The organism is Delftia sp. ZNC0008 (assembly GCF_000799035.1).
GTDB classification, from domain to species: Bacteria; Pseudomonadota; Gammaproteobacteria; order Burkholderiales; family Burkholderiaceae_C; genus Comamonas; species Comamonas tsuruhatensis.
Genome location: NZ_JTKZ01000481.1, coordinates 1 through 9,497, shown reverse-complemented (window position 1 = coordinate 9,497; position 9,497 = coordinate 1). Strand labels below are relative to the sequence as shown.

The following is a 9,497-nucleotide window of genomic DNA, read 5'->3' as shown; positions in this document are numbered from 1 at the left end:
CCGCGTCCACCGCCCCCGCGGCGGCGACCGCCGGGCAGACCGCGCCGGACACGGCCAGGCCCGAGGCCCGCGACCGAAGCAACCAGCGCGTGGAACGCATCCATGTGGAAGACGAAGGCAGCCGCGTTGACGAACTGCGCGTGGGCGGCCAGACCCGAAGCATCACCGTGCAGCCCAAGGTCGGCGACATGCCCTCCTATGAGGTGCAGTCCAACGACGGCGCCCGCTCCTCCCGCAACCGCGGCGATGGCGACGGCACCAACGGCACGCGCGTCTGGAACCTCAAGAAGTTCTGATCCTCACCGGACTGTCCGGGCCCCGGGCCCGGCGGCATCCCAGGGGGCAGCACCTGACGGCGCTGCCCTCTTTCCATATCTGACGACAACGATTTCCGCCGAGCCGCGCTGGCCGGCAATGCAAACATGGCCGTTTTCACCGAAGTCTCCGACAAAGATGCGCGCGAGCTGCTGCGCCGCATGTCCCTGGGTTCCTTCAAGGAGCTGCGCGGCATCCAGGGCGGCATAGAGAACACCAACTACTTTCTCACCACCGAGCAGGGCGAGTGGGTGCTGACGCTGTTCGAGCGCCTGACGGCCGAGCAACTGCCCTTCTACCTGTACCTGATGAAGCATCTGGCGCAGGCCGGCATTCCCGTGCCCGACCCTCAGGCCGAGACACGCAGCGGCGACATCCTGCTGCGCGTGTGCGGCAAGCCCGCCTCCATCGTCAACCGCCTGCCCGGCAGGAGCGAGCTGACCCCCCAGCCCGCGCACTGCGCCGCCGTGGGCGAGATGCTGGCGCGCATGCACCTGGCCGGCAGAGACTACGATCGCCAGCAGCCCAATCTGCGCGGCCTGCCCTGGTGGAACGAGACCGTGCCCACGGTGATCCCGCACATCGACGCACCCACCGCCGACCTGCTGCGCTCCGAACTGGCCTTCCAGAACCATGTGGCCGCCTCGCCCGCCTATGCGGCCCTGCCGCGCGGCCCCGTGCATGCCGACCTGTTCCGCGACAACGTGATGTTCGATGGCGAGCGCCTGACCGGCTTCTTCGATTTCTACTTCGCAGGCGTGGACAGCTGGCTGTTCGACCTGGCGGTGTGCCTCAACGACTGGTGCATCGAACACGCCACAGGCGCCCATGACGCGGCCAAGGCCAAGGCCATGATCGATGCCTACCAGTCCGTGCGCCCCCTGACCGCCGCCGAGCGAGAACTGTTCAACCCCATGCTGCGCGCGGGCGCGCTGCGCTTTTGGATCTCCCGCCTGTGGGATTTCCACCTGCCGCGCGAGGCCTCCATGCTCGTTCCCCACGATCCCACGCATTTCGAGCGCGTGCTGCGCCAGCGCCTGGCCCGCCCCGTGGCGCTGGACTGACGTTCCAGGCCGGCCACGACGCGGCTGCCGGAGGGCTTTGCGGTCCACGGGCCGCGCTTCCTCGGGTACAGTCCCCGTTCGGGCGCCAGCGGCGCGGCCCATGCCAGAGGCCATGCCCCATCCAGGCGCCCCGACTTCCTCACCCCATGAAACTTCTCATCGTTCCCGCCCGTACCGGCCTGCAATGGGTGCAGCAGGGCATCCGCACCTTCCGCCAGCAGCCGCTGGCGCTGGCGGCGTTGTTCTTTCTGTCGATGGCGGCCATGTCGCTGATCACGGTGCTGCCGCTGATAGGCCCCGTGATCGCGCTGGGCCTGCTGCCGGCCACATCGCTGGCCATGATGGTGGCGGCGGCCGAAGCCTCGCACGGGCGCGCGCCCACGCCGGCCCTGCTGCTGGTGGCCTTTCGCACCGGGCGCCAGCGCCTGAATTCCATGCTCACGCTGGGCGCCATGTATGCGGCAGGCTTCTTGCTGATCATGGGCCTGTCCATGCTGGTGGACGATGGCCAGTTCGCCAACGTCTACCTGGGCGGCGAGCCGCTGACGCGCGAGATCGCCGAATCGCCCGACTTCCAGGCCGCCATGTGGCTGAGCATGGGCCTGTACCTGCCGCTTTCGCTGCTGTTCTGGCATGCGCCGGGCCTGGTGCACTGGCACAACGTGCCGCCGGTCAAGGCCGTGTTCTTCAGCCTGGTGGCGTGCGTGCGCAACATCGGCGCACTGGTGGTCTTCGGCCTGAGCTGGATGGGCGTGTTCATCGTGGCCGGCATCGTGATGGCACTGATCTCGGCCGTGCTGGCCCAGGTGCTGGGCGGCATTGCCAACGGCCTGATGATTGCCACGGCCATGCTGCTGGCCGCCATGTTCTTCACCTCCATCGTCTTCACCTTCCGTGACTGCTTTGCGGCGCCCGATGAAAGCGATGGCAGCGACGCCATCGGCACCGAACCGCCGCAGCCGCCCGGACTGTCCGGCTGACGCCTGCACGGCACCAGATCACCAGGCCCCTTTCGAGGGGCTTTTTCTTTGCCGTTTCTCTGTCGTGCCAGCGGCCACCCGGGTGTCCACATGACGCAGTCACTGTTGTGTCATACGGATGCCATCGCTTTGTCACAGTGCCTGCCTAGCATGCCGTGCGGATGCATAGCCAGCGAGTGCGCAGCGGCATCCCGGCCCATCCCGCCCCCGATGGGTTGATGCAGACAACCCCACAACGGAAGCCCCATGTCCCAATCCACGATGCTCTCCCGCCGCAAGGCGCTGCAATTCCTGACCGGCGCCCCCCTGCTGCCGCTCGGCTCCGCCGTGTCCGCCGCCGGCCTGCTGACCGCCTGCGGCGGTGGCGATGACGGTCCCGCGAAGAACTATGTGGCGGCCAGCTTCACCTCCATGGCCGCGCCCACGCTGGCCAACCCCCAGGCCATGGCCCGGATGACCGTGGCCTCGCAGCTCAAGGTGCAGTACAGCGACAACAGCGAGCAGAGCTTCGACCTGGGCTACCAGCCCTTCTTCGTGACCGGCGACGAAGTGCCGGACGGCAAGGGCGGCAAGATCCTGGCCGGCGGCTACTACGACATCAACAACAACAAGATCATCGACCGCACCGTGGCCGGCAGCGAGCGCCACTTCTTCTCCGATGCGCCCGACGGCACCTCGCTGCTGACCGTGCCCAATGCCAAGGTGGATGGCGTCAAGGGCAAGCCCGTGTTCGCCGTGGTGCAGTTCGAATACACGACCTGGGCGCAGGATGGCAAGACCGACATGTACGGCAAGCTGCCCTCGCCCATCGCCGTGCTGACGCTGGACCAGGACCAGACCACGGGCAAGCTCAGCCTGGTCAAGTACCACAACGTGGACACCTCCAAGGTGCACGGCCTGTGGATCACCTGCGGCGCCAGCCTGTCGCCCTGGGGCACCCATCTGTCCAGCGAAGAGTACGAGCCCGACGCCTTCGCCACCGGCAATGCGCAGTTGCAGGCCTTCAGCCAGAACCTGTATGGCGACCAGACCAAGGCCAACCCCTACCACTACGGCCACATGCCCGAAGTGACGGTCAACGTGGACGGCACGGCCAGCATCAAGAAGCATTTCTGCATGGGCCGCATCTCGCACGAGCTGGTCCAGGTCATGCCCGACCAGCGCACGGCGCTGATGGGCGACGACGCCACCAACAGCGGCTACTTCGTCTTCGTGGCCGACAAGGAAAAGGACCTGTCCTCGGGTTCGCTGTACGTGGCCAAGGTGGGTGCAGGCTTCTCCATCGACCCCGCATCGGGCAGCGCCGCCGCGCTGACCTGGATCAAGCTGGGCTCGGCCACCAGCGCCGAGATCGAGCAACTGGCCAACACGCTCAAGCCCACGGACATCATGACCGTGGCCAAGACCGATCCGGGCGACGCCAGCTACACCAAGATCACCGCCAACGGCAAGGTGGAGTGGATCAAGATCAACCCCGGCATGGAAAAGGCCGCCGCCTTCCTGGAAACGCACCGCTACGCCGCCTTCAAGGGCGCGAGCATGGGCTTCACCAAGATGGAAGGCACGACCGTCAACGCCAAGGACAAGGTGGCCTACTCGGCCCTGCAGAACTGCGAGAAGTCCATGGTGGCCGGCGATGCGCTGAACGTGGCAGGCAATGGCGTGTCCATCCCCAAGCAGCTCAAGGCCGGCGCCGTGATGGCACTGAACCTGCGCGGTGGCCAGAAGGACACGGCCGGCGCCGCCATCAACAGCGAGTGGATGCCCGTGGACACCAAGGCCCTGCTGGCCGGCGAGGACATCAGCGCCGACGCGCTGGGCAACACCGGCAACCCGAACAAGATCTGCAACCCCGACAACCTCAAGTTCTCGGAGAAGATGCGCACCCTGTTCATCGGCGAGGACAGCGGCCAGCACGTCAACAACTTCCTGTGGGCCTACAACATCGACACCAAGCAGCTGTCGCGCCTGATGTCGATTCCCGCAGGCGGCGAATCCACGGGCCTGCACGCCGTGGACGAGATCAACGGCTGGACCTACATCATGAGCAACTTCCAGCACGCCGGTGACTGGGGCAGCATCCACAACGTGGTCAAGTCCACGCTGGACCCGCTGATCAGCACCAACTATCGCGGCAAGTTCGGCGCCGCCGTCGGCTACCTGACCGGCACCGCTTCCCAGCCCAAGCTGTCGGCCTGACCGCCGCCACAACGCCCCGCCGCCCTGCGGCGCGTGGCGCCACAACAAGAAGGCCATGGATTTCCATGGCCTTTTTGCATGCCTGCGCCGCAACTGCATGAATGTCATGAACCCGACTCCTGGCGTGCAAAACAAGAGTCATTCTCACCTGGTCGCTATAATTTCTGATGCATTGCGGCGTCGCTAGCCCGCCATCGCACCATCTTCAGCCCCGCCGGATCACGCCCCTCAAGGCCCGACAGGCGCACGCAGAGCCACACCACAGGAGAGACTCCATGACCCCAGCTTCCCGCATCCTTCGCAGCACGGCCTCCGCATGGCTGGCGGCCGCTGCCACCCTGGCGGTGCCGGCCGCGCATGCCGACTATCTCTGGCTGCAGCAGGACGCAGGACAGGCCCGGGCCTATGCCGGAGAACTGCGCAAGCCGCTGCAACAGCTGCCGGCCCTGGAGGACGCCAAGCAGGTCCTGCCCGACGGCAAGAGCCTTCCCCTGAAGGCCGAGGCCAATCATTTCACCGCGGACGCAGGCCAGGGCGATGTGCGCATCGCCGCCACGCGCCCCGGCGCCAATGGCGTGCTGACCTACTACCAGGCCCGTTTCGGCCGCAACGACACCAAGGCCGTGAACGACCTGGAGCTGGTGCCCACCACGGCGGGCGGCGATACGTTCCAGCTGGTGTTCAAGGGCCGCAAGGTCGCGGCCAGCCAGGTCAATGTGCAGACCAGCGAGGGCTGGTACCGCACGCTCACGCCATCGCAGGACGGCACGGTGAGCTTCAAGCCCTACTTCCCGGGCCTGTACGTGCTGGAGGTGACGGCGCGCGTGGACAACGGCTCGGTCACGCTGGACGGCAAGAAGTACACCGACGTGCGCCACACCACCACGCTGAGCTTCGAAGTCAAGCCCTGAGCGCCGGGCGCGGCGGCCCGGCCCTCACTCCACGACCGTGAGCTTGGCAATGGACAGCGCCAGCCACTTCGTGCCGTGGCGCCCAAAGCTGACCTGGGCACGCGCGTCGTCGCCCGTGCCTTCCAGGGCCAGCACCTTGCCTTCGCCGAACTTGTTGTGGAACACGTTCAGGCCCACGCGCAGGCCGTGGCCCGGGTCGGCCTTTTGCGGCGGCACGGGCGGGCTGGCGAAGACCTCGCTGCGCCAGCCTTCGGCCTTGCTGCCGAAGCCGCCGCGATCGCGTGAGCCATAGCCGCCACCGCCGCCACCGGGGCGGGGCGCGTAGCTGCCAAAGCCGCCCTGCTTGGGGGTGATCCACTTGAGCGCCTCTTCAGGCAGCTCGTCGAAGAAGCGGCTCTTGACGTTGTAGCGCGTCTGCCCGTGCAGCATGCGCGTCTGCGAATGGCTCAGGTACAGGCGCTTGCGCGCGCGGGTGATGGCCACATAGGCCAGGCGGCGTTCTTCCTCCAGGCCGCCCCGGTCCATCATGGCGTTCTCGTGCGGGAACAGGCCCTCTTCCACGCCGCCGATGAAGACGGCGTCGAACTCCAGGCCCTTGGAGGCATGCACGGTCATCAGCTGCACGGCGTCCTGGCCTGCCTGGGCCTGGTTGTCGCCAGCCTCCAGCGCCGCGTGCGTCAGGAAGGCGGCCAGCGGCGACAGGGTCTCGCCGGTATCGGCATCGACCATGCCGGCCACGGTGCCGGCCGGCGGCGTGAGCGGCGTGTCCAGCAGCGGCAGCGCAGGGTCCAGGCCCTGGCTGGCCGGGCTTTGCGTCAGCGCCCTGGCGCCGTCGTGCTCGTCCAGCGGCAGGGCCACGGCATCGCGGCCAAAGCCTTCCTGGGTGACAAAGCTCTCGGCCGCGTTCACGAGTTCCTGCAGGTTCTCGATGCGGTCGGCGCCTTCCTTTTCGTTGCGGTAGTGCTCGAGCAGGCCGCTTTCTTCCTCGATGGCCTCGATGATCTCGCGCAGCGTGCGGCCCTGGGTCTGCTCGCGCAGCACGTCGATCTTGGCGACAAAGCCTGCGAGCTTGGCGCCCGGCGCGCCCGGCACCGCCGAGACGGCATCGTGCAGCGAGCAGCCCGCGCTGCGCGCCGCGTCCTGCAGCGTCTCCACGCTGCGCGCGCCGATGCCGCGCGGTGGGAAGTTCACCACGCGCAAAAAGCTGGTGTCGTCGTGCGGGTTCTCAAGCAGGCGCAGGTAGGCCAGCGCATGCTTGATTTCGGCGCGCTCGAAAAAGCGCAGCCCGCCGTACACGCGGTAGGGAATGGCGGCATTGAACAGCTGCGATTCGATCACCCGGCTTTGCGCATTGCTGCGGTAGAGCACGGCGATTTCCTGGCGCTGCCAGCCGTCCTTTTTCACGAGCTGCTGGATTTCCTCGACCATCCACTGCGCCTCGGCCATGTCGGTGGGCGCCTCGTAGATGCGCACGGGCTCGCCCGGGCCCTGGGTGGTGCGCAGGTTCTTGCCCAGGCGCTGGCTGTTGTGGCTGATGAGCGCGTTGGCGCAGTCCAGGATGTTGCTGTAGGAGCGGTAGTTCTGCTCCAGCTTGATCTGCTGGCGCACATCGAACTCGCGCACGAAGTCCTGCATGTTGCCCACGCGCGCACCGCGAAAGGCGTAGATGCTCTGGTCGTCGTCGCCCACGGCGATCACGCTGCCCAGGGCCTGCAGGCGGCCATCCACCACGTCGCCCGCCAATTGCTTGAGCCACTGGTATTGCAGCTTGTTCGTGTCCTGGAACTCGTCGACCATGATGTGGCGAAAGCGCCGCTGGTAGTGGGCGCGCAGCGCGGCATCGTCGCGCAGCAGCTCGAAGGAGCGCAGCATCAGCTCGCCGAAATCGACCACGCCTTCGCGCTGGCACTGCTCCTCGTAGAGCTGGTAGATCTCGACCTTCTTGCGCGTGTCCGGGTCATTGGCCACCACGTCGCCGGGGCGCATGCCCTCTTCCTTGCAGCCGGCAATGAAGTACTGCAGCTGCTTGGGCGGGAAGCGCTCGTCGTCCACGTTGAACTGCTTGCACAGGCGCTTGACGGCCGACAGCTGGTCCTGCGTGTCCAGGATCTGGAAGGTGGACGACAGCCCTGCCGCCTGGTGGTGGGCACGCAGCAGCCGGTTGCACAGGCCGTGGAAGGTGCCTATCCACATGCCGCGCACGTTGTAGGGCAGCATGGTCGACAGGCGCGCCAGCATTTCCTTGGCCGCCTTGTTGGTGAAGGTCACGGCCAGGATGGAGCCCGGCGTGGCCTGGCCCGTCTGCAGCAGCCAGGCGATGCGCGTGGTCAGCACCCGCGTCTTGCCCGAGCCGGCGCCGGCCAGGATCAGCGCATGGCCGGCCGGCAGCGTGACGGCAGCGAGCTGCTCCTCGTTGAGGTTGGCCAGCAAAGGGGAGTTGGAGGCGGGTGCGGCACCGGAGGCGCCGTCGAGCAGATCGATCGGGAACATCCCGGCATTGTAGGAAGCGCCCCGGCCTGCGGGGTAAGCCATGCTGCATTTCCCGCATTCGACACATGCAGCGCATCTTCCCGGTCCATAACGCCATTGCTATAACCGCTATATCGACAGGGCGCCCGGGCCCGCCGCCGGCAACGTATAGAATCAATCACCGGGCCCAAGTTTCTTGCGGTCCGGTTTTTTGTGCCCGGGCCACAGCCGCCCTGGCGACGCGGCCCGCCCGCGCCGCCCGCAAGACCGGCCTCCAAGCCAAGCGCCCCATCGCGGAGGGATGTTCCTGCCGCGACCTTTCATGGAGCTTGGAATCAAATGGAAATCTTCGACTACGACAACATCCTGCTGCTGCCGCGCAAGTGCCGCGTGGAAAGCCGCTCGGAGTGTGATGCCAGCGTGGAGCTGGGCGGTCGGTCCTTCCGCATCCCGGCCGTGCCGGCCAACATGAAGACGGTGGTGGATGAAAGCATCTGCACCTGGCTGGCCCGCAACGGCTACTTCTACGTGATGCACCGCTTTGACCTGGACAACGTGCAGTTCGTGCGCGAGATGCAGGGCAAGGGCTGCTTCGCCTCCATCTCGCTGGGCGTCAAGAAGCCCGACTACGACACCGTGGACCGCTTCGTCGCCGAAGGCCTGTGCCCTGAATACATCACCATCGACATCGCCCACGGCCATGCCGACAGCGTGAAGAACATGATCGGCTACCTCAAGGAAAAGCTGCCCAAGTCCTTCGTGATCGCCGGCAACGTGGGCACGCCCGAAGCCGTGATCGACCTGGAGAACTGGGGCGCCGACGCGACCAAGGTCGGCATCGGCCCCGGCAAGGTCTGCATCACCAAGCTCAAGACGGGCTTCGGCACGGGCGGCTGGCAGCTGTCGGCGCTCAAGTGGTGCGCGCGCGTGGCCACCAAGCCCATCATTGCCGACGGCGGCATCCGCAGCCACGGCGACATCGCCAAGAGCGTGCGCTTTGGCGCCACCATGGTGATGATCGGCTCGCTGTTCGCGGGCCATGAGGAATCGCCGGGCCAGACGGTCGAGGAAAACGGCCAGCGCTTCAAGGAGTACTACGGCTCGGCCTCGGACTTCAACAAGGGCGAGTACAAGCACGTCGAAGGCAAGCGCATCCTCGAGCCCGTCAAGGGACTTCTGGCCGACACCCTGATCGAGATGGAGCAGGATGTGCAAAGCTCCATCAGCTACTCGGGCGGCAAGAAGCTGATGGACATCCGCAAGGTCAACTACGTGATCCTGGGCGGTGACAACGCAGGCGAACATCTGCTGATGTAAGCGCAGACACCAAGGCAAGGCGGCTTCGGCCGCCTTTTTTTGTGCCTGCGTTCCCGACGTCACGCAGGCCGCGCATGCCGAGATCGCGCCATGAACCAAAAAATTGGCGTGTCTTCCTGCAAGCATGCCAAAAATGCCGCATAATTGCGGTCTCGTTTGCAGCGCAGACTTGTTTTTGGGGCTCTTAGCTCAGCTGGTAGAGCAGCGGACTCTTAATCCGTTGGTCGAGTGTTCGAATCACT

Annotated in this window: 7 protein-coding genes; 6 read left to right on the top strand and 1 reads right to left on the bottom strand. The window is 66.3% G+C overall.

Going from position 1 to position 9,497, the window contains the following annotated elements; translation table 11 throughout:
* The 5 genes from L995_RS16280 to L995_RS16260 form a co-directional block, all read left to right on the top strand.
* A partial coding sequence (locus tag L995_RS16280; protein WP_047472640.1) for a hypothetical protein occupies positions 1 to 296 on the top strand: 296 nt, incomplete at its 5' end.
* Between the two features lie 126 nt (positions 297 to 422).
* A complete protein-coding gene (locus tag L995_RS16275) occupies positions 423 to 1,379 on the top strand; it encodes a homoserine kinase (RefSeq protein WP_016445800.1) in 957 nt (318 codons plus the stop codon).
* Between the two features lie 146 nt (positions 1,380 to 1,525).
* Entirely contained in the window at positions 1,526 to 2,359 is an 834-nt protein-coding gene (locus L995_RS16270) for a BPSS1780 family membrane protein (protein ID WP_017407379.1), read from the top strand.
* Positions 2,360 to 2,605: 246 nt separating this feature from the next.
* Positions 2,606 to 4,558, top strand: coding sequence for a PhoX family protein (locus L995_RS16265; RefSeq protein ID WP_047326594.1), 1,953 nt, complete (start codon positions 2,606 to 2,608; stop codon positions 4,556 to 4,558).
* Positions 4,559 to 4,833: 275 nt separating this feature from the next.
* Positions 4,834 to 5,469, top strand: coding sequence for a hypothetical protein (locus L995_RS16260; protein ID WP_016445797.1), 636 nt, complete (start codon positions 4,834 to 4,836; stop codon positions 5,467 to 5,469).
* A gap of 24 nt (positions 5,470 to 5,493) precedes the next feature.
* Here the strand turns inward: L995_RS16260 and L995_RS16255 are convergent, their stop codons facing one another.
* Entirely contained in the window at positions 5,494 to 7,959 is a 2,466-nt protein-coding gene (locus tag L995_RS16255; protein WP_047472639.1) for a UvrD-helicase domain-containing protein, read from the bottom strand.
* 318 nt (positions 7,960 to 8,277) lie between these two features.
* Here L995_RS16255 and L995_RS16250 point away from each other — a divergent pair, with 318 nt between their 5' ends.
* Positions 8,278 to 9,255: a GMP reductase gene (locus tag L995_RS16250; protein ID WP_016445795.1), complete on the top strand. Its 978-nt coding sequence runs from the start codon at positions 8,278 to 8,280 to the stop codon at positions 9,253 to 9,255.
* The last annotated feature ends 242 nt before the right edge of the window (positions 9,256 to 9,497 follow it).